This window comes from Pseudomonas sp. GNP013 (assembly GCF_054343995.1).
This window is the reverse complement of sequence record NZ_JBTGUT010000001.1, coordinates 1,482,792-1,506,391: the sequence shown is the minus strand read 5'-3', so window position 1 is coordinate 1,506,391 and position 23,600 is coordinate 1,482,792. Positions and strand designations below refer to the sequence as shown.

19 protein-coding genes and 1 tRNA gene are annotated in these 23,600 nt (G+C 57.2%); 5 read left to right on the top strand and 15 right to left on the bottom strand.

Going from position 1 to position 23,600, the window contains the following annotated elements:
- Positions 1–76: 76 nt before the first annotated feature.
- Positions 77–832, top strand: coding sequence for an alpha/beta hydrolase family protein (locus tag ACXX81_RS06910; protein WP_209983070.1), 756 nt, complete (start codon positions 77–79; stop codon positions 830–832).
- A gap of 414 nt (positions 833–1,246) precedes the next feature.
- Positions 1,247–2,110, top strand: a complete 864-nt coding sequence (locus ACXX81_RS06905; protein WP_209983072.1) for a LysR family transcriptional regulator — start codon at positions 1,247–1,249, stop codon at positions 2,108–2,110.
- Positions 2,111–2,126: 16 nt separating this feature from the next.
- On the opposite strand, the gene ACXX81_RS06900 is transcribed toward ACXX81_RS06905, so the two are convergent.
- Positions 2,127–4,529 (bottom strand): TonB-dependent receptor, encoded by a 2,403-nt coding sequence (locus ACXX81_RS06900; RefSeq protein ID WP_209983074.1) that lies wholly within the window; start codon positions 4,527–4,529, stop codon positions 2,127–2,129.
- A 241-nt stretch (positions 4,530–4,770) separates the two neighbouring features.
- Between ACXX81_RS06900 and ACXX81_RS06895 the strand changes: the two genes are divergently transcribed.
- Positions 4,771–5,199 (top strand): VirK family protein, encoded by a 429-nt coding sequence (locus tag ACXX81_RS06895; protein WP_231423046.1) that lies wholly within the window; start codon positions 4,771–4,773, stop codon positions 5,197–5,199.
- Positions 5,200–5,250: 51 nt separating this feature from the next.
- On the opposite strand, the gene ACXX81_RS06890 is transcribed toward ACXX81_RS06895, so the two are convergent.
- From ACXX81_RS06890 to thrS, 12 genes are all read right to left on the bottom strand, one after another.
- Positions 5,251–5,562: a cupin domain-containing protein gene (locus tag ACXX81_RS06890; RefSeq protein WP_231423047.1), complete on the bottom strand. Its 312-nt coding sequence runs from the start codon at positions 5,560–5,562 to the stop codon at positions 5,251–5,253.
- 386 nt (positions 5,563–5,948) lie between these two features.
- Positions 5,949–6,842, bottom strand: a complete 894-nt coding sequence (locus ACXX81_RS06885; protein WP_231423048.1) for a hypothetical protein — start codon at positions 6,840–6,842, stop codon at positions 5,949–5,951.
- A 296-nt stretch (positions 6,843–7,138) separates the two neighbouring features.
- A complete protein-coding gene (proA, locus tag ACXX81_RS06880) occupies positions 7,139–13,768 on the bottom strand; it encodes an anti-phage protein ProA (RefSeq protein WP_458571396.1) in 6,630 nt (2,209 codons plus the stop codon).
- A 326-nt stretch (positions 13,769–14,094) separates the two neighbouring features.
- Positions 14,095–14,171, bottom strand: a tRNA-Pro gene (locus tag ACXX81_RS06875).
- Between the two features lie 90 nt (positions 14,172–14,261).
- Positions 14,262–14,618, bottom strand: a complete 357-nt coding sequence (locus ACXX81_RS06870; RefSeq protein ID WP_003174972.1) for a MerR family transcriptional regulator — start codon at positions 14,616–14,618, stop codon at positions 14,262–14,264.
- A complete protein-coding gene (gene ihfA, locus ACXX81_RS06865; protein ID WP_002553164.1) occupies positions 14,599–14,901 on the bottom strand; it encodes an integration host factor subunit alpha in 303 nt (100 codons plus the stop codon). Before ihfA ends, ACXX81_RS06870 begins: the two co-directional genes overlap by 20 nt.
- A 3-nt stretch (positions 14,902–14,904) precedes the next feature.
- Positions 14,905–17,283: a phenylalanine--tRNA ligase subunit beta gene (pheT, locus tag ACXX81_RS06860; RefSeq protein ID WP_458571395.1), complete on the bottom strand. Its 2,379-nt coding sequence runs from the start codon at positions 17,281–17,283 to the stop codon at positions 14,905–14,907.
- 26 nt (positions 17,284–17,309) lie between these two features.
- Positions 17,310–18,326 carry a phenylalanine--tRNA ligase subunit alpha gene (pheS, locus tag ACXX81_RS06855; protein WP_209983088.1) on the bottom strand — a complete coding sequence of 339 codons (1,017 nt, stop codon included), beginning with the start codon at positions 18,324–18,326 and terminating at the stop codon, positions 17,310–17,312.
- Between the two features lie 109 nt (positions 18,327–18,435).
- Complete coding sequence (gene rplT, locus ACXX81_RS06850; protein ID WP_003234252.1) at positions 18,436–18,792, bottom strand: 50S ribosomal protein L20; 357 nt, start codon at positions 18,790–18,792, stop codon at positions 18,436–18,438.
- A 29-nt stretch (positions 18,793–18,821) separates the two neighbouring features.
- Positions 18,822–19,016, bottom strand: a complete 195-nt coding sequence (rpmI, locus tag ACXX81_RS06845) for a 50S ribosomal protein L35 (protein WP_002553160.1) — start codon at positions 19,014–19,016, stop codon at positions 18,822–18,824.
- A 60-nt stretch (positions 19,017–19,076) separates the two neighbouring features.
- Entirely contained in the window at positions 19,077–19,628 is a 552-nt protein-coding gene (infC, locus tag ACXX81_RS06840; RefSeq protein WP_015884933.1) for a translation initiation factor IF-3, read from the bottom strand.
- Positions 19,628–21,550, bottom strand: coding sequence for a threonine--tRNA ligase (gene thrS / locus ACXX81_RS06835; protein ID WP_209983090.1), 1,923 nt, complete (start codon positions 21,548–21,550; stop codon positions 19,628–19,630). Before thrS ends, infC begins: the two co-directional genes overlap by 1 nt.
- A 366-nt stretch (positions 21,551–21,916) precedes the next feature.
- Here thrS and ACXX81_RS06830 point away from each other — a divergent pair, with 366 nt between their 5' ends.
- Positions 21,917–22,231 (top strand): hypothetical protein, encoded by a 315-nt coding sequence (locus ACXX81_RS06830; RefSeq protein ID WP_209983093.1) that lies wholly within the window; start codon positions 21,917–21,919, stop codon positions 22,229–22,231.
- 289 nt (positions 22,232–22,520) lie between these two features.
- Positions 22,521–22,733 carry a cold-shock protein gene (locus ACXX81_RS06825; RefSeq protein WP_003234260.1) on the top strand — a complete coding sequence of 71 codons (213 nt, stop codon included), beginning with the start codon at positions 22,521–22,523 and terminating at the stop codon, positions 22,731–22,733.
- 73 nt (positions 22,734–22,806) lie between these two features.
- Here the strand turns inward: ACXX81_RS06825 and ACXX81_RS06820 are convergent, their stop codons facing one another.
- Positions 22,807–23,127, bottom strand: coding sequence for an I78 family peptidase inhibitor (locus tag ACXX81_RS06820; protein ID WP_231423051.1), 321 nt, complete (start codon positions 23,125–23,127; stop codon positions 22,807–22,809).
- Between the two features lie 143 nt (positions 23,128–23,270).
- Entirely contained in the window at positions 23,271–23,579 is a 309-nt protein-coding gene (locus ACXX81_RS06815) for a hypothetical protein (protein ID WP_209983096.1), read from the bottom strand.
- Between the last annotated feature and the right edge of the window lie 21 nt (positions 23,580–23,600).

The following is a 23,600-nucleotide window of genomic DNA, read 5'->3' as shown; positions in this document are numbered from 1 at the left end:
TTTATTCACCCTACATTATCCAGACTGGGGTCCTTGGTAAAAAAGCCGCTATTTCACGGCTGACCGAACCCCCTCGATGAAACTCCGCGCTCTAGCAAAATGCCTGGCCTGCCTCGGCTGTTGGCTTGCAGCTCCCCTGTTGCTGGCCGATCCGTTGATCACGCCGACCGCCATTGACTGGCTGCTGGATTGCCCCTTTTCCGGCGTTGTGCCGCTGGACCCCGAGGTGGTGGCGCGCACCCAGTGCGGTCAGGTGAGCGTGCCGCGCGACCATGCCGCCCCCGGGCGCGGTCGCGTGAATCTCACCCTGACCCGGGTAGGTGCCCGGCAGCCGCTGAACCGCGAAGGCGTGGTGTTTATCCAGCCGGGCACATCAGGCACGGCCAGCGGCGTGCATTTCGCACTGCAATTGGCCAGCCGCTGGGAATCCCTGGCGACACCGTCCTACCGCAAGCTGGTTGACCGGTATGACGTGATCGAACTGAGCGTGCGTGACCTGTCGCAGGACAACGCGGTCGAGCAGGCTGCGCAGGACATGGAATACGTGCGCGGGCAGTTGGGCGAGGCGCAGCTCAGCTTTGTGGGGAATGCCGACGCCACCCTGCTCGGCAGCCGGTATGGCTCGCTGTTTCCCGAGCGGGTCGCACGCATGGTGCTGGTGAACGCGAGCAAAGGCTCGCCGATGGCCACAGGGGTGGAGCAATTGCTGCTCAAGGACGCCTCCAGCGCCGACGTGAATGGCTGCGTGACCCGTTGGCTTGGCGACTTCCTCGCCGACGGCAAACAACCGCCTGCGTCCGCGCGCTGCCTGGACCGCGGGGCGTGGGAATGACAACCGCCCGTCCCAAGTGACCGCAGCTCCGTGGCGAGCGGGCTTGCCCCGCGTTGGGGTGCGAAGCGCCCCCAATCAAGCAAAACGCGGTGTACCTGATACGGCTCAGCGCCTGGCTTTGGGGCTGCTGCGCAGCCCAACGCAGGACAAGCCTGCTCGCCACAGGGAATCTGCGCTTAACTGAACGGCATTAGGGCTTGCCCCGCGTTGGGGTGCGAAGCGCCCCCAATCAAGCAAAACACGGTGTACCTGACTGCTGGTTTTGGGGCTGCTGCGCAGCCCAACGCAGGGCAAGCCTGCTCGCCACAAGAATCTGCGTTTGACTGGGCGGCACTGGGGCTTGCCACAGGAGTGCGAACGCTCACAGCCCCACGCATTCCACTACAATGCCCGGACTCAATCGCAAGGCATTTTATGGACATCGAACTGGCTCGCACCTTTCTTGAAATTATCCGCTGCGGCAGCCTGGCGGCGGCGGCCGAGAAGCTGCACGTCACCCAGACGGCCATTACCGCGCGGGTCAAGAGTCTCGAGAGCCAGCTGGGCAGCACGTTGTTCATCCGTAACCGCGCCGGTGCGCGGTTGACTGCCGACGGCGAGGCCTTCGTGGTGTATGCCAACCAGTTGCTGCAGACCTGGGAGGCCGCGCGCCGCGACCTGCCATTGCCCGAAGGCTATCGCAACATGCTGCACATCGGCGGCGAGGTCAGCCTGTGCAACCCGCTGATGCTTGGCTGGGCCCAGGCCCTGCGCGAACATATTCCCGGGCACGCACTGCGCACCGAAATCGGCGAAGGCCAGCACCTGCTGCGCCAACTGGAACTGGGCGTGCTCGACGCCGCGCTGGTGTTCCAGCCGCAGTACTGGCCGGGGTTGCAGGTGGAGCAGGTGCTCGAAGAAAAACTGATTCTGGTGCAATTGGTGAGCAAGCCGGCGCCTTACGTGTATATCGATTGGGGCCCGGGCTTTCGCCAGCAGCACGACGCCGCCCTGCCCGACAAGGCCCGCGCGGCGTTGAGTTTCAATGTGGGGCCGCTGGCCTTGCAGTACATTCTGGAGAATGGCGGCGCGGGGTATTTCCGCACGCGCGTGGTGCAAAGCTACCTGGACAGCGGCGTGATGCAGCGTGTGCCCAAGGCACCGGAGTTCAGCTTTCCGACTTACCTGGTGTACGCGCGGGCGCGGGACTCGGCCGTGTTGCAGCAGGCACTGGCACTGCTGCGCGAGGTGGTCAGGGCGGAAAGTGACTGGTCACAGCGCTGGGACCCGCTGATCTGAATCCCCCTGTGTCAACTCAGAAATCGACCGTGGCCGACAACAGATAGGTGCGCGGCGTCGAGAGGGTCAAACCCGGCTCGCTGTCATCCGAGGCACCGGCCGAGCTCCAGTAGCGCTTGTCGGCCACGTTCTCCACGTTTGCGCGCAGGGTGATGTGCTTGTCATCCACCTTGAAGGCGTAACGCGCGCCAACATCGATGCGGTTCCAGGCATCGATCTGCTTGACGTTGGCCTGGTCCAGGTACTGGGAGCTGGAATAGATGCCGCGGCTGGTCAGGGTCAGGCCTTCGAGGGTCGGCACATCCCACTCTGCACCCAGATTGACGTTGTACTTGGGCGTTGCCGGCGCGCGGTTACCGTCGAAGGTGCCGTTGGTGGTGTGGGTCAATTCGCTGTCGATGTACATCACGCCGCCGAGCAGACGCAAGCCCTTGAGCGGCTCGCCAAACAGGCTCAGCTCAACCCCATCGTTCTGCCGCTTGCCATTGGGGCCGAACACCCGCGAGCCGGCATTGGTTTCGTAGGCCGGTTGCTTGATGCGGAATACCGCCGCCGTCACAGCGAAGGCTCCGGCATCGTACTTGGCGCCCACCTCAACCTGACGACTGATAAAGGGCGGGAAGATTTCATCTTCGTTGATCGAGGTGGACGGCGCGATCTTGCCCTGGCTCAAGCCTTCCATGTAGTTGGCGTACAGCGAGAGGGTGTCGGTGGCCTTGAACAGCACGCCGCCCGAGGGTGAGATCTTTTCTTCGTCGTAGGCGGTGGCGCCTTTGACGTTGTCCGTCCAGTCGTCGACCTTCACGCGCTGCCAGCGTGCGCCCAGGGTCAGCAGCAGGCGGTCGTCAAAAAAGCCCAGGGTATCGGACAACGCCAGGCCGCTGAACGTGTTTTCGGTATACACCTTGGAGTCAAAACGCGTCGGCCGCGAAGGCGTAGGGGTTTGCACGGGGTTGTAGAGGTTGCTCGGCGGGGCCGCGTAGCGCGCGCCGCCGTTTTCAAAGTCCATGTAGAAGTAGCTGGCCGCGAGGTTGACCTCATGGCTCACCGGCCCGCTGTGAAACCAGCTGCGCACGCCGGCGGTGGCGGTGCGCACATTTTCGTCACGGGTAAAATCACGCGGCTGCACACTGAAGTCGCCGGCGTTATTGCTGACCGACACCGCATGGCGCAGGAAGTCGTGGTTACTCTTGCGCGCGCCGACCCCGCCGTACAGCAGCACATTGTCGCTGAGGTCGAACTCACCATTGAACGTGCCGAAGGTGTCGTTGGTGCTGGCCTTGCTCCAGGACTGCGCGTAGTTGCGGCGCACATCGCTGGCGCTTGGCACCCTGGCATTGGCGGCCACCTGCACACGCTCCTGAGGCGCGTCGGTGTCCCGCGCGGTGCGGCCGATGTCTGTCGAGAGACGCAGGCGCTCGCCGCGAAAATCCAGGCCGAGCACGGCCATCTCGCGGTCTACGCTCTGGTGGTCCCACTCGGTGTCGCCGGCCTGCTTCACGCCGTTGAAACGAATGCCGAACTTATTGTCCTCGCCGAACCGACGGCCAATATCCACCGCCCCGCCCGCCTGGCTGCCCGAAGCCCAAGTGCCGGTAAACGAATTGATAGCCTTGTCGGTCGCCCGCTTGGGCACCACGTTGATGCCGCCACCCACACTGCCGCGCGGCGAGATGCCATTGATCAACTGGCTCGGGCCCTTGAGGATGTCGACGCGGTCGGCCATTTCCATGTCAATCGTGTATGTCGGCAATACGCCGTACAGGCCGTTGTAGGACACATCACTGTTGAACAGGCTGAAACCGCGAATGGTGAACTGCTCATACCGCCCACCCGCCGGGTTGGTGGTGCGCACTGAAGGGTCGCTGGCAATCAGGTCGCCCAGCGTGCGCGCCTGCTGATTCTTGACCGCCTCCTGGGTGTAGGTGGTCATGCTGAAGGGCGTTTCCATGAAGTCCCGCGCGCCCAACAACCCCTGCGAGCCCCGGCGCGCAACCTGCCCACCGGCGTAGGCATCACCGCCCGCCAGGTCGTTGGTGGCGAGGATAGACGTCGGCGCCAGTTGCAGGCTGCTGCCTTCGGGCGCCGGCACCAGCATGAACGCCTGCTCGCCCATCGGCTGCAACTGCAGGCCGGAACCTTGCAACAGACGGGCAAAGCCCTCCTCCACAGCATATTCGCCCGTCAGGCCGCTGCTGTTGCGACCGCTGACCAGCGCCGGGTCCACCGACAGATTGACGCCAGCCAGGCCGGCAAACCGGGTCAGCGCGGCGCTCAGGCTCCCGGCGGGTACCTGATAGCTGCGGCGTGTGGTGTCTTCGGCGTAGCTGAGGGAGACGAACAGCGGGCTGGCGCTGAGGCTCAGCATCAGGCTCAAACGGAACAAAGGGCGCAAGCGCGGGGGCAAAACGGCGGACATGGGAAGGCTCTCGATTTTGTTCACTTACCGGGTATGACAGGTGAAGTGAAAAAAAGGGACAGGCGCAGGCGCAATACCAGAGTCCATCGAAAACAGGTGCTGGGGAACATTCAGTGGAACAGCTCGTCAATTGGCTAGCCGCTCTCTGGGCAAGACCGCACTGCAACGTTCATCCACGCGGCGTACTGTCAAAAACCGCTACAGAGAACCTGCTCCCACCCTGACCACTACTGGAGACGCTATGAACAAGTCCTGCCTCTTTCTGCTCGCCCTGTCAGTCCCCGCCATGAGCTGGGCCGGCGATGCCTTACCCGACTTGCCCGCAGTGACACAGTCGTTATTGGCCGGAAAGTCCGTCTCCGTGGTACTTGACCTGGGGCTCTGCAAACCGGGATCGAGCGACGTAGAGCCCACCAAAACCCGCGGTGGGCTGCGTATTGACGCCTTTCGCGTGACCGAAGACGGCACCCTGGCATTCGCCGACGATCATTTCAGTGTGAACCGTGACGGCAAGCCTATTAATCAATTTTTGCGCTATCGGGTGCACCCGGACGGCAGCGGCGAGTTCAGCATGACGATATTCTCGGTGCCTGATTACCGGCAGATTGATAAAACGCTCACGTATCAATGCGGTATTGGCAAGGGTTTGAGGTTTTTTGCGGGGGGTTGAATTCAGGAGGGTTGAGAGTGCGCTGGTAGCATCGGACCAGCCCGCTCTCAATCAAACGCTACCCTCGCGCTCAATCACAAGTATTCGAGCTTCGCCAAGAGGGTGAGCAACGTGCTCACAACCGATACCCGCAAAAAACACATCTCCCGCCGACAGCACAGCAATGTGTTCAATACCTAGCTCGCGATAGTGCATTTCGACGACGCCGTCCAGAACCGCAAATACTTCCTCGCCATCGTTCACATGCCACTTGTAAGGCTGATCCGTCCAATGAAGACGCACCGTCGTGCCGTGCATGTTTGCAATATCCAGTGCACCCCATGCGCGAGCAGCGGTGAACTCTTTACTCCGGATTACCTTCAATTGTTTTCTCCCTGGTGGCTGAGTTGAAGTTGCCTATCACGCATTCTTTGGCTTGAAGAGACCGTAGCATTTCCGGTATCGAAATCTCTTAAAGAGTAACGTTGTCAAAATGCATCGTCGGTGCTGAAAATTAACGCTTCAGAGCATCGCATTGAGCACGTAGATTCCTGTCGGAGATCGAACCGCAACCACCGTTATTGGTTTTCGCGTTACGCTGATAGCGCTGATCACTGTCGCTGATGCTATTGCAGCTAATCCCGCTGGTTTCCACGTTACAGGCATAACGCAGGTCGTTCGCTAAGATCGAGTTGCAACTACCATGGCCTTGCTTGGCTCTGCAGTAAGCGCGCTGGCCATGTCATTCTCTGGATTCTCAGATGATTCAGTTATACGAATACGGCGAAGCGCTGAGCATCAAGGGTGGCAACAGCCGAGAACCCAGCGCCCTTTTTGAAGCACATGTTATGGACAAAATTCTTCATAGCATCAGACGGATCGATGGTTTCGAGGTTAAGTCCGTCAACAGTTGACCTAGAGAATGCAACACTCAGAATCGGCTGCTCCTCCATATGACCTGTCGAGCTGTTGAGCACATTGTCCAGAGCGGTGACGATGACCAAATCATCCGGCAGGATTGCCAACAACTCTCGACCTACTCGCAGCGCGCAGCTGCACACGTAGTCCTGATGGAGTTCGTTGAACCGACCAATTGGCATAGCTTTGGTCGACAACTTGCCGCTTTTGAGTAGAGATTTGATTTCGGTAGGAATCACGTCGGAGCCATGGATAGCGACTTTGGCTTCTAGGACACCACCGTCATGAACAATCATCTGAATAGCTGAGCCGAGGTGTGATATTTCTGCAAACGACTCGAAAGCTTCGATGGCATCTAGCTTGGCCTGACGGTCACCATCAAGGATACGGATCGCAATGCCCCTCTCCTCTGCCCACTCGGTATGGGCAGTTTTCCATTCATCAAGCTGAGCCTGATATCGCCTTTCGTCTTCCGCCTGCGCGGCGCCAATCTTGCTTTTCAGGGCTGCACGCTGACGAGCCTCTAGCTTGAAGAGCCTAGCCCAGAAATTGGGGTGATATGTAGCGGCCGCGTGCGTAGCTTCTTGTTCAAGAGTACCGCTCTTGAGTGGCTGTCTAGGTTCAGGATTGGAGAGAAGTCGTTTCCATTTCACAGCCTCAGCACACTCCTTGTGCATTGAAAGGATGATATCTATGTGATTTTCGTACACCTCAACTTCATACGCTGCTTGTTCCAGCGCTTCCATCTTTGCGTACTCTTTCTGTCGCTTTTCAAGTTCACGCTGACGGCGATGAGCGTTACGCTCTGATCGCCGCGCAGACGCTTGCAGCGAACGTACAGTCCCTTTCCAACCCATCACGACTCTCCATAACGCCCATATGATGGCACGTTAAAATAACTCTTGGCGTTGACTGAATCACCTACGCATTTCGTTACCGAAACATCAGCTAGCCCATAAGGAATGCATTTGTACTCCACGCTTCTCAGAGCGAGGGCGCGTTCAGTTTCCCAGAAGTAAGAGGACCTTGACGGCCCCCTTGTTTACCCCGCCATTTGACGTACGGCTCTCTCAATCCGCTGGCGTCCCGCATGAGCAAGCTTGCTTACACCAGCTTCCTTCGCGACCGCATATATTAGGGCCTCCCCTTCGTGCCCCCGCTGCACCATCTCGTCAACCAAAGCACGTAGTTCTGGCAGGCAGATTTCAGATAGCCCTCTCGTGGTGTCTTCATCGCCGGGCTTACGAAAGACGACACTGGCATCCGACTCGATATGAGTCGGCCAGAAAAAGACTCCTGTCTGCTCCTCTTCATGTGAGCGGAATCGCGCCCGAGCAATTTGGTCAACGCGATCACGTATCCGTGAGCCGGTTCGTACCCAGCCATGAGCACGGGCAATGCGCCTCGCAAGCGCCGTGTCCAGAACCGGTCCCTCTTCCGCCACGACATGAGCAATCATCTGCTCCAACGTTTCCGTGTAACTCGCCTCAAAGAACTGATCTGGATCGACCAACCCTACCGCCTGACGAGGGTCGGATTCTTTATAAATCAAATATTCAAGGGGACGAGCAAGAGCCAGGACATCCTCATCTGGCTTGATAGATGCAGCCTTGGCGTACTTAAAATCAGGGAATGCACCTGAGGGATCATTGGATTCGCCCGCACTATCCACTGTGGCGACCACAGCAACCTGACTTACTACTTCAATGACTTCAGCCATAGCTACATCGACTTTCAGTCGCTCTGCCTCTTGAGCGGCATCGATGACAGCCTGCTTGGCTCGGGACTCAGCAAGGAGTTCGTTCAGACGTAGATGTACCTTTTCGGCAGTTCCAATTGCATCAACCCACCAGTCTGTCGACCATATCCTAACGATCTCCCAACCAAGTCCACGCAGTACAAACTCACGGAGCTTGTCACGATCACGAGCGGTCGCACTGCGGTGATAGGTAGCACCGTCGCATTCAATCCCGACAAGGTACCGTCCAGGTTTGTCAGGGTGAACAACCCCAAGGTCTATCCGAAAGGAGGAAACGCCAATCTGGGTAAATATCTGCCATCCCTTTTTAGCCAAGGCCGCTGCAACTGCCTCTTCGAATGGGCTGTCAAAACTACCCACGCTACCAAAGTCAGCTTCTGCGAGAGCCCGTGGGCCACGCTCTGCAAACTCCAAGAAGTGCTTAAGATCTCGAACCCCGATCGCTTGCGTACGAGCTAGATCAATATGCTCTGGGCGCAAGGTCGAAAACACCACAAGCTCCTGGCGAGCACGGGTTATTGCCACGTTCAGTCGACGCTCACCACCAGGGCGGTTCATCGGACCGAAGTTCATGGACAGCACACCGGCAGCGTCTTTTCCGTAGGTGGTCGAGAAATAGATGATGTCTCGCTCATCGCCTTGAACGCTCTCAAGGTTCTTGACGAATACAGGCTCCAGCTCGGACTCAGCGAAATACGAATCGAGTGATGGGTCTTTCCGGCAAGCCTCATCCAGCATGTCCATGATGAGCTTCTGTTGCTCGCCGTTAAAGGTTACGACCCCCACGGTCCGCCCGCTTTCGCGGAAGGCCGGAGACTGTAGGCGGGCAACCAAATCAGCAACTAAATATCTTGCTTCAATTAAGTTTGTTCGCGACCCACCCTTGTCATATACACCCGGGACTGGGCATAACCGTACTGCTTTGTCGGCCGTAAACGGTGATGGGAAGGTCACCAGCTTCGACTGGTAGTATCGCTGGTTCGAGAAAGCGATCAGACTTTCGTGGCGGCTACGGTAGTGCCAGTTCAGATTACGCATTGGCAAATTGGCACTGATGCACTCGTCCAGAATACTCTCGAGATCAGCCTCTACATCCTCATCTTCAGCGGTCGACTCAGCTCGGTTAAAGAACGAAGTCGGAGGGAGCTGTTTGGGGTCGCCCACCATCACCACTTGCCTCCCTCGGGCCATTGCGCCGATGGCATCCCAGACAGGTATTTGAGATGCCTCATCGAAGATAACGAGATCGAATGGCGTCGAGGCAGGAGGCAGATACTGAGCAATGGATAGAGGGCTCATGAGCAAACATGGAGTCAGCTTGGTTAGCGCTTCTGGCGCACGACTCATCAGCTCCCGCAATGGAATGTGCTTGGTCTTCTTGCCCATCTCATGTCGCAGGACTCCCCACTCTGAAGAGCGACTTACACTGTCTTGGCTTGGTAGGTCGGAACATAGCCGAGCCCGGAGCCAGTCCTTGGTCAACTCAGTGAACTTGTCATCCAAAGCCCGGAAATCACGAATGCGCTGTTCATGCTCTACGCTAACGAACGTCCGGATCACCTCTTCGTTGTCGACCGTCGTGTTCAGCCACCAGCGGGCATAATTTACTTCCAATGCACGACGGACTTTTCCAGAGCTGATGGCTCCTGTTTCCATCGATTGAACAATCGGAGCCAGGCCGACAGCGTAGGCCTCATCGCGAACCTTCCGCCAAGCGCACCATGCCTTCAGGCGCGATTCAGACGAAACAACAGTTTCGCAATTTTTCTTGATATCACTTAGTGCCAGGTTGGCAGTTTCGATGACGCCCATTTCGGTGAAATGACCGACGGTAGTCAGGTGCGTTGCTCGCTCCTGGAGCAGCTCGAGTTTTTCACGAAGGGTAGCGCCGGCAATGGCTATAGCAGCCTCCGGCTCAAGTAATGCGTTACCATCACCCAGCAAAGTTTGAAGCGGTGCTTTGTAGGCCGCGACCTGCTCAGGATTGAGTGCTAGCTTCGCTACCGCGGCAGCCATCTCCCCTTGGAAGGCTACCGCCGTAAGTGCGACGTCAACCTTCGTTTTTAAGTCATTCCAGACAGGAACGATTTCTCGCAGATCAGCCAGATCCACCAACTCTCGTTCAACTGCTGCTCTTTTCTTGAGCAGTTCAAAATCAGCTTTGAACGACGAGCCACAACGCCCTTCCTCTATATGAGGATGATCGTCGACAAGCCGACCACGTTCTTCAATGTCACGTCGTTCAGCCTGGAAACGTAGCGCTGCAGTCAGCACGTCAATATCAGTGGTCAAACCGCTCCAGAGAGAGCTAGTTGCTAAGCTGAGATCAACCAGCTCATCTAACCCAGCATCGAGACGAGTCAGCGCACGCAGCCGGCGGAGTTCCTCCTTCAGCTCATCACCTAGCTGGCCCTGCTCAACCAACTGCAAGCCGTCATCGATCCAAGCAGAATTACTTTTCTGAAGCCGCATAGCCTCTTGCAGCTTGATCGCTGTCGCGAGATGCGTTGATTCGGATTTGGCACCTTGCCAAACAGCAACACACTCATGACCTGGCTCCAGCTCGTCGATTGCTCGACGTACCGACCGAATCTCTACCCAAGTAGCGAGATCCTTGCCATTGTCGATTTCACCTGTTGATGTCTGCGTCGGCGCCAATAGCCCAGCGATGCGGCGTTTTCCGAACCAGGACTTAGGCCAGAAAGACTCCTCCGCTTCTTTCCATTCGCGCAGTAGGCGTTCGGTATCAAGTACTTCAATCGCATCCCCGTAGGACGCCGTTAGCTGGTGCTTGAGGTCGTCTATCTGACGCAGCAATATGACAGCTTGCCCGAGAACGTCAGTGACATTTTCTGGCCAGGCCGGGCCTAGATCAACGAATGTAGCGCGGCGTTGTTGCAGCAGATCAATGCCTTGTTTAGCTTCAGCAGTAATACGGGAGGACCAGAAGGATGAGAGTCTGGAGTTAATGTTCCGGTGTTCGTCGACCCAAGTGCAGCCGTCACTCAGGCGTTTAGAAATCGAGCGAGCATCGGGGCGAAGTGCGAACCGCCAATCATGCCCAGCGGCAGCGGGAAGTACTCGAGAAAGAATCGACAGCCCCTCAAGCGCTGTTGGGGTGTACTCCGTAACAGGAAGCCCTGACAGCTCAACGAAGCGATCGGCAGCTCGCTGGACTTCAAGCACAGCAGGAAGCACGTCACGAGCCGCCTGCACGAATTGTTGCTGCCAATGAGGCGACCACTCTGCTTGGCCTACCCCGGACAAAGCGTTGCCTGCCAGCTGACCGTAGCCCACAGCCTGCGCGTTCACTTCAAGGCGGTCGCCCAGCTCTCGAAGCGCAAGCATGGCCTTCTGATCATGAATGTCCGGGGATGGCCAAGAAAGCGCAGCTACTGCCTCATCAACACCCGATGTCACTGTCCCGATAGCATCGTAGATGGTGTAGCCGTTGCGGTGCCGGCGGTGCAGACGCTCGACATAAATATTGAGGCTGTCACGCAGGGAAGCCAGCCGCTGCGCTTCCACCTCCCAAGCGGAAGCATCTACCTCACCTTTCGCTTCCCAAGCCGACTGCAACTGAGCAAGGACATCCGTTTTTCGAGCCTTGCTGGAGTGAAGTTCAAGGCAAAACTCACCCAGACCGATTTCACGCAAGCGCCGGTACACGACATCCAGAGCAGCAATTTTCTCAGATACGAACAGCACCCGGCGCCCTTGAGCGATGGACTGGGCGATCATGTTTGAAATCGTTTGGCTTTTACCCGTGCCCGGTGGACCTATGAGAACGAAATCTTTTCCCTTCGCTGCTGCCATCACAGCAGCAAGCTGAGATGAATCAGATGGCAATGGGCAGAATACATCAGTCGGACCGTAATCACGGTCCAGTGACTCCGCCTCCGGAAACGGGGTCTCGGAGATGAACGAATCACGTGGCGTATCCAGAAGGTGCTGGACTACAGGGCTCTGTCGAAGGTGCTCTGCATTCTCGGCAAGATCCTTCCACATAAGATACTTGGCAAACGAAAACATCGAGAGAACAACGTCCTCGTTCAGCTCCCAGCCAGGGATATCCTTGATAGCATGACCAACTTTGTTCCAAATGGATGCGATATCCAGACCGGAGTCGTCCCGAGGCAGCTCCTGCTCCAGTGAACCCAAGCCCAGTTCAAAGTCTTGACGCAGCATCTCGATCAGAGTCGGGTTAAAACGAGGCTCATCATCGTGCAGCACCATGGTGAATCCAGAACGCGCACTCTTACGCTCCAAAGTGACAGGAACCAAGACCAGTGGCGCTTTGTACTTCTGCCCGGCCCTATCCTCACGCGTCCAGCTTAGAAAACCGATGGCCAGGAAAAGCGTGTTGGAGCCACCTTCCTGCAAAGCAGTACGAGCGCTTCGATATAACTCGGTTAATCGGACATCCATTTCGGCAGACGTCAGCGCAACGAATACTTCCCTACGTTTGAGAGCATCTTCAGCATGACGGCGGCGAACATCTTCTCGCTCACGCTGCTCATAGAGTGCGCGCTCACGCGGATCTGCGCCATCCATTAGGTCAGGCCTGGTAAGCAGCTTTAGAGACTGTCCACTTGCAAGAATGTCCTCAAGAGCACCAGGATCAGGAGATTCAAGCTTCAGCGCTCGCTTACCCATTTTGAAATTGAGCAAGTTATTTCGAAGCGACAGATCCAGAAGCTTTCGCTGCCATCGGCCGAGGCGATCTGCTGGGTCGAGCTTAGACAGATCCTCAACCTGTGCCTTAATATTGTCATCGGAGATGCCGATCCCGTCCTCCACAAGAATCGATGGGGCTTCATCAGACTCAGCAACGGCGACGCGTGTAATCTGAGCCTCTGAGCTGGCGAGCGGTTTGATACGTTGCAAACGGGCGCGACGGATATCTAGCAGCATCTCGAAAACACTTTCAGCATCTTCGGCTACCTGTTTCGTGCCCATCTCTACCGCATAAGAGAATGGCGGTATCGAGGCGTGGGTTATGAGAGTGGTCTCAAACAGCACGAGCTCCTGAAGCTTCACCCGCTTACGTACTGCAGTGACATCATCCACCACGGCAGTCGTGAACTCTTCTGGCTTAAGCCACAAACCAGCAAAGGCATGACCATGGGTGAATACGATCACAGGGTTAAGACCGATCTGCTCCAATGCTGCACAGAAAAGCAGAGTCAGATCGAGACAAGTAGCCAACCCGGAGTCAGCAATCTGACTGGGGCTACGAATCTTCTGTCCTGATTGTTCAAAGCTAGCCGGCGGCAACGCATAGTCGAGCTTCATGCGCGCCACAGCGCCCCACACTGCCGACGCCAACTGCCAAGCTCTTTTGGGGCCACCCTCATATCCATCAAGTGCCGACGGCTTATCGCTAAGACGAAGCAACTCGGCCGCCTGTTTGAGCAACCGCTCAACCGCTGCATCATTCGGCTGAACAAAAGCCGCAGTCATATCTGGTATATGCCGCAATCCGCCCCACTGGTTTCTGGGCAAAAGGTCTACAACCTGTTCAAGCCGAGCGACTTCCTTGCGACCGCTCTCCGCCTCCTTGTCATCGGCTTCGAGGACAAACGTAAAGGTCGACATTTCTGACTCTGTCAGGCGACTCAACAACGGGCCGTCCAAGACAAGATCAAGCCCAGGTATGACCCGGAAGCTATCTGCAGCGATCTCGTCGATCCGCCAAATCTTGGACTTAAATACCTCGGGGGCCGAGCTAAGCGTAAGAGTGGCATTGACGAAACGATTACTCGTTTCGTTCGAGATACGAAGCTCTCGAATCACAGGGATAGCGTTCTGGAAATCTGCAAGATTTAGCTTTGCTACCAAGGTGGCAAGGACCTTTACTTCCTTAGGCGGGGCTTCTTCTTGGGGTGTGAGGGGCTGAACGATATCGTCCATGCGCAACAATCCTTGTCGTTATGCTCAAGGGAGTGCCGAAACTGAACGGCCAGGGAGCCCCTCTTGAGCTGATGGCGGGATGATATCTCTTATAGCGACAGCCGTAATGTGCCTTTGGTCGTCACTGATTTCTCAGCCCATCATCGAACGTCACATACTACGACCGACACAGCTCAATATCGAAAAAGGATCGAAGTGCACTGGGCAAACTCCGATAGTGGTATCACATCGAAATGTCCATCAAGAGCCGGGCGTTTTGTGGGGTAAAAACACCTGCAAACAAAAAAGGGGTCGCGAGATAAAATCTCGCAACCCCTTGAATTATATGGTCGGGACGGAGTGATTCGAACACTCGACCCCTAGCACCCCATGCTAGTGCGCTACCGGACTGCGCTACGCCCCGACTAGGCGTGTTACTGGGTTTGCTTCGCAACGAAGCGATCAGGAATATACCGCAAGCTTTTGAAATGTGGAAGTATTTTAAAAGCTCAATTCACTTCTTCAGCACCACCAGCACATCTTCGAGTTCGGAGATCATCTGGCGGATCAGTTGCTTGTATTGGGTGGTGTCGTCTTTGGCCTCATCACCGGACATGCGCTGACGCGCGCCGCTGATGGTGAACCCCTGGTCGTACAGCAACGCGCGGATCTGTCGGATCATCAGCACGTCCTGGCGCTGATAATACCGACGGTTCCCGGTGCGTTTGACGGGGTTGAGTTGAGGAAACTCCTGCTCCCAATAGCGCAGCACGTGCGGTTTGACCGCACACAGCTCGCTGACCTCACCAATGGTGAAGTAGCGTTTGCCCGGGATGACGGGTAGCTCGTCGTTATGACTTGGTTCCAGCATAAGCCTCAACTCGGGCCTTTAACTTCTGCCCTGGACGAAAGGTGACCACACGGCGAGCCGTGATCGGGATTTCTTCTCCCGTTTTTGGATTGCGGCCAGGACGCTGGCGTTTGTCCCGCAGGTCAAAATTGCCGAAACCGGACAATTTGACCTGTTCGTTGTCTTCCAGAGCGTGCCTGATTTCTTCAAAAAACAGCTCGACCAATTCCTTGGCCTCGCGCTTGTTCAGACCCAGCTCTTCGTACAGACGTTCCGCCATCTCAGCTTTCGTCAAAGCCCCCATACGTCACTTCCTTAACGTGGCGTTTAACCTTTGTTCAAGCGAGGTGAGGATATTTTGTGTCGTGGTATTCACCTCATCGTCGTTAAGAGTGCGCGATGGATGCTGCCAGGTCAAGCCGACGGCGAGGCTTTTTCTATGCGGATCAATGCCTTTACCCTGATAGACGTCAAATAGCCTGAGGTCTGTCAGCCATTCCCCTGCATTTTCACGGATTACGTCCAGAACAGCAGTGGCAGCAACCTCACGATCGGCAATCAGGGCCAGGTCGCGGCGCACTTCAGGAAAGCGCGACAACTCGCTGAATTTCGGCATTTTGCCCGCAGCGACTTCCGCCAGAACCAGTTCAAAAACGAACACCGCACGGTCCAGCCCCAGGTTTTTCGACAGCTCGGGGTGAATCGCGCCAACAAAGCCTACCAGGCGACCGTCGCGCTCAATGCGCGCTGTCTGGCCCGGGTGCAGCGCAGGATGACTGCCCGGCACAAACGTGAAGGCATCCAATGCACCGGCAAAGCCCAGCACCGCTTCCACGTCAGCCTTGACGTCGAAGAAGTCCACGGGATCGCGGCCCTGAGCCCAGCCTTCCGGCAAACGGCTGCCGCAGACCACGCCAGCCAACATAGGCTCTTGCTTCAGGTCGCCCAACTGACCGACAAAACGCAGGCCGCTTTCGAACATGCGCACGCGGTCTTGCTGGCGATTGAGGTTGTGGGAAAGCGCTTTGACCAAGCCTGGCCAGAGCGATGAACGCATGGCCGCCATGTCATTGGAGATCGGGTTAGCCAGCAACAGCGGCTCGACGCCTGGGTTGAACAGCTCGAACTGCCGGGGATCGATGAAACTGTAGGTCACCGCTTCCTGATAACCACGGGCTACCAGCAGACGACGCAGCTCAGGCAGGTGCGCGCGCGCTTCGGCCTTGGGTTGCGGTGCCAGGCGAGCCTGTGGGTAACGAACCGGCAGGCGGTTGTAGCCGTACAGGCGAGCCAGCTCTTCGATCAAATCGACTTCGAGACTGATATCGAAGCGATGGCTTGGCACATCAACGTGCCACTGCCCTTCCCCGCTGGCCGAAATGCCCAGCCCCAGGGCCGACAGTAATTGCTCGATTTCAGCAGGCGCGATCACCAGGCCAAGCATTTGCTCGACACTTTTGGCACGCAGGGTAATAGGCGCAACGGACGGCAGGTGCTGCTCGCTGACCACTTCGGTGATCGGGCCGGCTTCGCCGCCAGTGATTTCCAGCAGCAGGCCAGTGGCGCGCTCCATGGCTTCACGGGCCAATTGCCAGTCCACACCGCGCTCGTAACGGTGCGAGGCGTCGGTGTGCAGGCCGTAGGAACGGGCCTTGCCGGCGATGGCGATCTGATCGAAAAACGCGCTTTCGAGGAACACATCGCGCGTGGTTGCGGATACACCGCTGTGCTCACCCCCCATCACACCGGCAATGGCCAGCGCTCGGGAATGGTCGGCGATCACCAGGGTATCGGCACGCAGGCTGACTTCCTGGCCATCGAGCAACACCAGCTTCTCGCCTTCTTCGGCCATACGCACGCGGATGCCGCCGTTGATTTCGGCAAGATCGAAAGCGTGCAGCGGTTGGCCCAGCTCCAGCATCACGTAGTTGGTGATGTCGACTGCGGCGTCAATGCTGCGCACGTCGGCGCGGCGCAGGCGCTCGACCATCCACAGCGGGGTTGGTCTGGACAGGTCGACGTTACGGATAACCCGGCCCAGGTAACGCGGGCAGGCATTGGGGGCCAGCACTTCAACCGGGCGCACTTCGTCGTGCACTGCTGGCACGGCGGTGACTACCGGGCGGGTAACCGGGGCGTTGTACAGCGCGCCCACTTCACGGGCCAGGCCCGCCAGGGACAGGCAGTCGCCACGGTTCGGGGTCAGGTCGACCTCGATGCTGGCGTCTTCCAATTCGAGATAAACGCGAACGTCCTGACCCACGGGCGCATCCGCCGGCAGCTCCATCAGGCCGTCATTGCCCTCACCGATTTGCAGCTCGGCCTGGGAGCACAGCATGCCGTTGGATTCGACACCGCGCAGCTTGGCCTTCTTGATCTTGAAGTCGCCCGGCAGCTCGGCACCGATCATGGCAAACGGGATCTTCAGGCCCGGACGCACGTTGGGCGCTCCGCACACGACCTGAAAGGTCTCGGCGCCGTTGCTGACCTGGCACACACGCAATTTGTCGGCATCCGGGTGCTGCTCGGTGCTCAGCACCTCACCCACCACCACGCCGCTGAAAACACCGGCGGCCGGCGTCACGCTATCGACCTCAAGACCGGCCATCGACAGACGAGCAACCAACTCGTCGCGATCTACCTGCGGGCTTACCCAGCCACGCAGCCATTGTTCACTGAATTTCATCCTGCTCTCCTAAAGATTCGTTACGACTAGCGAAATTGCGCGAGGAACCGCAAGTCGTTGTCGAAGAACAGACGCAAGTCGTTCACGCCGTAACGCAGCATGGCCAGACGCTCAACGCCCATGCCGAAGGCAAAGCCCGAGAACTCTTCCGGGTCGATCCCGGACATGCGCAGCACATTGGGGTGCACCATGCCGCAGCCCATCACTTCCAGCCAACCGGTCTGCTTGCAGACACGGCAGCCTTTGCCGCTGCACATCACGCATTCCATGTCGACTTCAGCGGACGGCTCGGTGAACGGGAAGAAGGATGGACGGAAACGCACGGCCAGTTCCTTCTCGAAGAACACCCGCAGGAATTCTTCGATGGTGCCCTTGAGGTCGGCGAAGTTGATATCGCGGTCAACCAGCAGGCCTTCGACCTGGTGGAACATCGGCGAGTGGGTGATATCGGAGTCGCTGCGGTACACGCGGCCAGGGCAGACGATGCGGATCGGCGGCTTGTTCGCTTCCATGGTGCGCACCTGTACCGGCGAGGTATGGGTGCGCAACAGCATGTTGGCATTGAAGTAGAAGGTGTCGTGCATCGACCGGGCCGGGTGATGGCCTGGGATGTTGAGCGCCTCGAAGTTGTGATAGTCGTCTTCGACCTCAGGGCCTTCGGCGATGCCGTAGCCGATGTGGGTGAAGAACTGTTCGATACGTTCCAGAGTCCGGGTGATCGGGTGCAGACCGCCCGACGCCTGGCCACGGCCAGGCAAGGTCACGTCAATGGACTCGGCCGCGAGCCTGGCCGCAAGATCGGCCTCCTCGAGCGACGCCTTGCGCGCATTGAGAACCTCGGTGACGCGCTCCTTGGCAACGTTGATCAGCGCACCGACTTGCGGACGCTCCTCTGCCGGCAAATTCCCCAGGGTCTTCATCACCTGAGTCAATTCACCCTTTTTGCCAAGGTAGTGAACCCGGATTTGCTCCAGGGCATTGATATCTTCAGCGCTATGCACAGCCTCAAGAGCTTGGGCAACGAGCGCGTCCAGGTTTTCCATGTACAGACTCCAGATACAAAATAGGGGAAGAGCTTGAAGGCTCTTCCCCTATTTATGACGTTTACCACCCTGGGCTGCAGGAGCAACCCAGAGTGACTGTCGGGGGTACTTAAGCCAAGGTGGCTTTAGCTTTCTCGACAATCGCAGCAAACACCGCTTTTTCGTTCACGGCCAGTTCAGCCAGAACCTTACGGTCGATTTCGATGGACGCTTTTTTCAGGCCAGCGATGAAACGGCTGTAGGACAGACCGTTAACACGAGCACCAGCATTGATACGAGCGATCCACAGAGCGCGGAACTGACGTTTTTTCTGACGACGGTCGCGGTAGGCGTATTGGCCTGCCTTGATTACCGCTTGCTTGGCAACACGGAATACGCGTGAACGCGCGCCGTAGTAACCTTTAGCAAGTTTCAGAATTTTTTTGTGACGCTTACGGGCCATGACGCCACGCTTAACACGAGCCATGAGTTACTTCCTCTATTCTTGATCCAAAATTAACGAAGGCGCAGCATGCGCTCGACTTTTGCCACGTCAGACGGATGCAGCAAGCTGCTACCGCGCAGTTGACGCTTACGCTTGGTCGACATTTTGGTCAGAATGTGGCTCTTGAAAGCGTGCTTGTGCTTGATACCGTTAGCAGTTTTCAGAAACCGCTTAGCAGCACCACTTTTAGTCTTCATCTTTGGCATGTTCGGATACTCCGCATTCAGTTGATAAACATAATCAGAAGGCCTGCCGTGCCCTGTTGATTACTTCTTCTTTTTCGGGGCGATGACCATGATCAGCTGGCGTCCTTCCATCTTAGGATGCTGTTCGACCGAACCGTACTCGAGCAGGTCAGCTTCAACCCGCTTGAGGAGTTCCATCCCCAGCTCCTGGTGGGCCATCTCACGGCCGCGGAATCGCAAGGATACCTTGGCCCTGTCCCCATCACTCAGGAAACGTACCAGGTTGCGCAGTTTTACCTGGTAATCCCCTTCCTCCGTCCCTGGACGAAACTTGATTTCTTTTACTTGAATCTGCTTCTGGTTCTTCTTCGCCGCGGCAACCTGCTTCTTCTTCTCGAAGATCGACTTGCCGTAGTCCATCACCCGGCATACGGGTGGGATTGCATCGGCGGAGATTTCCACCAGGTCCAATTTGGACTCTTCTGCAATACGAAGCGCTTCATCAATCGAGACGATGCCAATCTGCTCGCCGTCAGCGCCAATTAACCGAACCTCGCGTGCCGAGATATTCTCGTTGATCGGGGCTTTCGGTGCAGCTCGTTTATCTTGTCTCATTTCACGCTTAATAATAATTACTCCGAATCTGGGCGACCACGCCGGGAAACCGCTTGCGCGAGGAACTCAGCGAACTGGGCGACGGGCATCGAGCCCAGGTCAGCACCTTCGCGAGTACGCACAGCGACAGTCTGCATCTCGACTTCCCTATCTCCAATAACCAAAAGATAGGGAACCTTGAGCAAGGTATGCTCGCGGATTTTAAAGCCGATCTTTTCATTTCTCAAGTCGGACTTGGCACGAAATCCGCTTTCGTTGAGAGTTTTTTCAACCTCAGCGGCAAAATCTGCCTGTTTATCAGTGATATTCATGATCACTGCCTGAGTCGGAGCCAGCCACGCGGGGAATGCACCCTCGTAGTGCTCGATCAGGATACCGACGAACCGCTCGAACGAGCCGAGGATCGCCCGGTGCAGCATAACCGGGTGTTTACGGCTGTTGTCTTCGGAGACATATTCGGCTCCCAGACGGATCGGCAGGTTAAAATCGAGCTGCAGGGTACCACACTGCCAGACGCGACCAAGGCAATCTTTCAGCGAGAACTCGATCTTCGGACCGTAGAACGCGCCCTCCCCTGGCTGCAGGTCGTACGCAAGGCCCGCACTGTCGAGCGCTGCGGCGAGTGCAGATTCAGCGCGATCCCACAGCTCATCGGAGCCAACGCGTTTTTCCGGACGAGTGGACAGCTTCATTTCGACTTCGGTAAAGCCGAAATCGCGATACACGTCCATGGTCAGCTTGATAAAGGCGGCGGATTCGGCCTGCATCTGTTCTTCGGTGCAGAAGATATGCGCGTCGTCCTGGGTAAAGCCACGAACACGCATGATGCCGTGCAGCGCACCCGATGGCTCGTTACGGTGACAGGCACCGAACTCGGCCAGACGCAGCGGCAACTCGCGGTAGCTCTTCAGGCCCTGATTGAACACCTGCACGTGGCACGGGCAGTTCATCGGCTTGATGGCGTAGTCGCGGTTTTCCGACTGGGTGGTGAACATGTTGTCGCCGTAGTTGGCCCAGTGCCCGGATTTTTCCCACAGGCTGCGATCAACGACCTGCGGCGTCTTGACCTCCAGGTAACCGTTGTCGCGCTGAACCTTGCGCATGTACTGCTCGAGCACCTGGTACAAGGTCCAGCCGTTCGGATGCCAGAACACCATGCCCGGTGCTTCTTCCTGCAGGTGGAACAGGTTCAGGCGCTTGCCGATCTTGCGGTGATCGCGCTTCTCGGCTTCCTCGATGCGCTGGATGTAGGCGGCCAGCTGCTTCTTGTCAGCCCAGGCCGTGCCGTAGATCCGCTGCAACTGCTCATTTTTTGCGTCGCCGCGCCAGTAGGCACCGGACAGCTTGGTCAACTTGAACGACTTGAGAAAGCGCGTGTTCGGCACGTGCGGGCCACGGCACATGTCGACATATTCTTCGTGGTAATACAGGCCCATGGCCTGCTCGTCCGGCATGTCTTCCACCAGACGCAGCTTGTAGTCTTCGCCGCGGGCGGTGAACACATCGATCACTTCAGCGCGCGGCGTGACCTTCTTGATCACGTCGTAGTCCTTCTCGATCAGCGCGTGCATGCGCTGCTCGATGGCCGCCAGGTCATCCGGCGTAAAAGGACGCTCGTAGGCGATATCGTAATAGAAGCCTTCATCGATGACCGGCCCGATCACCATCTTCGCGGTTGGATACAGTTGCTTGACCGCATGGCCAATCAAATGCGCGCAGGAGTGGCGAATAATCTCCAGCCCCTCCTGGTCCTTGGGCGTGATGATCTGCAGGCTCGCGTCGCCAGTGATCAGGTCACTGGCGTCCACGAGTTTGCCGTCGACCTTGCCGGCCACGGTGGCCTTGGCCAGGCCCGCGCCGATGGATGCGGCGACCTCGGCTACGGAAACCGAATGATCGAATGAACGTTGACTGCCGTCGGGTAGAGTAATAGTTGGCATGGCGCCTCCTCTCCTAGTGGTGACCCCTACCAAAGGTCACGTGGGTTGGGATGAGCCAGTACAAGATCCAATACCAGGCCGTTCAGTGATGAACGCCTGCCTTACAGCGGCAGGAGCCTTTCGGCCAACCGATAATCGAACCAGAGTGACTGGATTGAGCTGAAAAGAAACATGGCAAGGCGGCCAATGGCACACCCCGAAATAGCCAGGCGACAGATGCTAGCACAGATGAACGGTCATCGCGCCGGCGACGTGTCTGTTAAGGCAGTTTCCAGCCTTTATGGTCGCCAAAGTGAACTTGGGCTATACGACAGGCCTCAAACCCACCGAGAATCGCCGTTCGTCCTCGACCCAAAGGAGCATCCCATGATGCGTTTTACTTCGACCCTCGCTATCGCTGCCACCCTGAGCCTGCTGTCCCTCGGTGCTCAGGCTGCCGCCCCATCAAACTGGCCAGCCGGTGCCCGCGAAGCCTTCGTTCAAGACTGCAGCGCCGCCGCCAGCCAGAACGTGGACGCCAAGACCGCCAAAGATCACTGCGATTGTGGCGCCAACAAGATCAACGCCGAGTTGAGCACTGCCGAAATCAAAGAGCTCATGACCAACCAGAACGCCAGCCCGGAGCTTAAAAACAAAGCCGTGGCCGCTATTTCGTCCTGCAAAGTCGTGAAGAAAAAGTAACAACGAAACGCCTTCAGGCGCCTGTTTTGCTGAAAAAACAGCCTGAAAACTGCCTTTTCTCACAAATTACGCAGCTTTTACGGCTTTTTTTATCAGCTGATATTACTGGCGCAAGCCCCGTAGATCGGGGCTTTCAGCCGATCATTGCGCTAAACGCAACGCTATTGATTAGCAAACAATGCCTTGGGGGGGCTCCCAAGCCGAACATTTCGACTATGATAGCCCGGTGTGCCCAGTTGGCCTGAGCAGCACAGCACTACTGAAAATATAAGTTTCTTGGAGATACACCATGTCTAATCGCCAAACCGGCACCGTTAAATGGTTCAACGATGAAAAAGGCTTCGGCTTCATCACTCCTCAAGGTGGCGGTGACGACCTGTTCGTACACTTCAAAGCTATCGAAAGCGACGGTTTCAAAAGCCTGAAAGAAGGCCAAACCGTTTCCTTCGTGGCTGAGAAAGGCCAAAAGGGTATGCAAGCTGCACAGGTTCGCGGCGAGTAATTCTCCGCTGAGCTAAAAAAACCCCGTCCATGTGACGGGGTTTTTTATGGGCGCTGCAAAAGCCTGGTGAACCTCAGCCGCAATTGACGCGCGTGATGACCAGATTGTCATCGGTATTCAGGTTCAGGCGGTCGGAGCGGTATTCCAGCGTGATCATATCGCTGGGCTTGAGGATTCGAGCGTTCTGCGCACCGGCGCGGGTGCGGGCCTGATCCAGCAACTGCGGCGAGGCTTTCTGGCCAACTGCAAATTCAGCAGCCTTCGACTCACAGCGGGTATGACCGGAATCGGCTACTGCGGCGTCTTTGCCTGGCTCAGAGGCACCCGGGGTGCTGCAACCCGCCAGTGCGAGTGCCGCCAACAAAGAACCGAATGATGCGAGCTTCCAAGGCATGAAGCCTCCTATGAAAAAAGTGGACAGAGATTGTGCGACAGCCGTCAGACCGATTGGTTTCAAGACGTAAAACGTGCGCAGACAAGTCTGCCTGACTCAGCACCGGCATTCGCTCCGTCAATCGTCACCAGATATGAATGCGCTCAGTAGATATCGATGTAGTCAAACGCCGGCACCGGCCAGTTCTGTTTCAACGCGTTGAAAATCTGCATGACCCAGACCTCATCACTGGCGGCCACGTTGCCCACATAACCAGAGCCTTTGGCCCAGGTTTCCAGGCGAAACAGCAGGCCCTCGATCTCGACACCGCCCACAGCCTTGCCGGAGGAAATGTACGCGATCCCTTCTTTGCTCACGCGCAATTGCGTGTGTTCGTCATCGCTGGCACTGGCGAGCAATTGGCGCACCGCCGCCGGCGTCAGGTTATCGGGACTGTTCAAGTCGATCTGCACGCGGTGTTCCCCGTTGATTCA